3 protein-coding genes are annotated in these 1,792 nt (G+C 73.2%); all 3 read left to right on the top strand.

Annotated features, from left to right (window positions below):
• Window positions 1-311: 311 nt before the first annotated feature.
• The gene (locus ACTIR_RS0112890) at window positions 312-725 is read left to right on the top strand and encodes an acyl-CoA thioesterase (protein ID WP_084789481.1); all 414 of its coding nucleotides are present in this window, start codon (window positions 312-314) and stop codon (window positions 723-725) included.
• A 226-nt stretch (window positions 726-951) separates the two neighbouring features.
• Window positions 952-1,323 (top strand): hypothetical protein, encoded by a 372-nt coding sequence (locus ACTIR_RS0112885; protein WP_026454599.1) that lies wholly within the window; start codon window positions 952-954, stop codon window positions 1,321-1,323.
• A complete protein-coding gene (locus ACTIR_RS0112880) occupies window positions 1,316-1,765 on the top strand; it encodes a membrane protein (RefSeq protein WP_026454598.1) in 450 nt (149 codons plus the stop codon). Before ACTIR_RS0112885 ends, ACTIR_RS0112880 begins: the two co-directional genes overlap by 8 nt.
• Window positions 1,766-1,792 lie beyond the last annotated feature (27 nt).

The raw sequence follows: 1,792 nt of genomic DNA, 5'->3' as shown, positions 1-1,792 counted from the left end.
CCGCCCCGGTGTCTCCGGCGGCTGCGGGTCCGCGGGCACGCCGCCCCCGCCCGGCCCGGGACGCGGCACGGTGCTCGTCATCGCGCTCCTCCACCCAGTGTCGGTACGCGCATGACCGTAATGCAGCGCGTGTGCCCGGCGGGGCGGAGTCCACCAACGGCGCAGTGATCGTGGCGACGCCGTGACCCAGGTCGCCGTCCGGCGACGATCCGGTCACGACCCGGTGACGTGGCCGACGGTGGCCGGGTCCCCGGGCGCCGGACGACCGCGGTGTGCCTGCGCGGGCGGTGCCCGTGAGAGTCTGTACCGCCGTGAGCTACGCGCACTGGGAGACCGTGCCGACACGGTGGAAGGACAACGACGTCTACGGCCACGTGAACAACGTCGTGCACTACACGTTCATGGACACCGTCATCAACAACTGGTTGATCAACGAGGGTGGTCTCGACATCCACGAGGGCGCGGTGATCGGGCTGTGCGTGGAGTCGCACTGCAACTACCACGCCTCGCTGACCTTCCCGGAGAGCGCGGCCGTCGGCCTGCGCGTGGGACACCTCGGCAACTCCAGTGTGCGGTACGAGGTGGGCATCCACCGCGCGGACCGCTCGGAGCTGATCGCCGAGGGCCACTTCGTCCACGTCTTCGTGGACCGCACCACCCGCCGCCCGGTCCCCCTGCAGGACCCGCTCCGCACCGCCCTCACCCGCCTCCGGGTGGCGCCGTGAAGGACCCCTTCCCGGCACCCGGCGCAGCGAAGGACCCCTTCGCGGCGTCCCGCGCAGCGAGGGCGTCCTTCGCGGCGTCCGACGCAGGGAAGGGGGCCTTCACGGCATCCTCGCCGGCGCCGTCGACGACGCGAGCGGGACCGCGACCGGGGTCCGCGCCCCGATCGACGCGGGATCGGCCGGACCCCGTACGCTACAGCGGGTAGTAGACAGCAGGAGGGTGCCGGTGATCCCTGGGTTCGCCGTCGCGCTGGTGGTGTGCGCGCTCGCGGTCGCGGTGTGGGCCTTCGCCCTCGCCATCGCCGACCGGCCCCCCGCGCGGCCCCTGCTGATCGGACTCGGCGTCGTCGAGGCGCTGCTCGTCGTCCAGGTCGTGATCTCGGTCGTTCTGTTGATCGCGGGCGAACGACCCGGCGACCTGCTGACGTTCGTGTCCTACCTGATCGGGATCCTCTTCGTGCTCCCGCTGGGCACGGTGTGGGCACTCGCCGAGCGCAGCCGCGCGAGCACGGCCGTGCTCGGGGTCGCCTGCGGCACGGTGCCGGTGCTGCTCCTGCGGATGTACGTGGTGTGGGTGGGCGGCGGGGCCGGTGTCTGACAGCCCCGGACCGGAACGCACCCACCCGGCACCGTCCCCCACCGCGAGTGGTCCCGGCAGGGTCCTCGTCGCGATCTACGCGATCTTCGCCGTCGGCGCCACCTCGCGTGCGGCCGTGCAGATCGCGACCCGCTTCGGCGAGGCCCCGGTCCCGTACCTGCTGTCCGCCTTCGCCGCGGTGGTCTACGTCCTCGCCACGGTCGCACTCGCGCGCGGTGGTGCCGCGTGGTGGCGCGTCGCGGTCGTGGCCTGCGCGTTCGAACTGGTCGGCGTGCTCACCGTCGGCGCGGTGAGCCTGCTGCTGCCCGGTGTGTTCCCCGATGCCACCGTCTGGTCGAACTTCGGGATGGGGTACCTGTTCATCCCCCTCGTTCTCCCGGGGCTCGGGCTGCTCTGGCTCCGGCGCACCGCGCCCGGCCCGCGGGCGCGCACCCCGCACTGAGGCCCGGGCATCCGGGAGCCGGGCCGG

The sequence above is a fragment of the Saccharomonospora iraqiensis subsp. iraqiensis genome, assembly GCF_000430445.1.
Lineage (GTDB): Bacteria > Actinomycetota > Actinomycetes > Mycobacteriales > Pseudonocardiaceae > Saccharomonospora > Saccharomonospora iraqiensis.
Note: the sequence above shows the minus strand (reverse complement) of the source record. Positions and strands in the feature narration are given on the sequence as shown.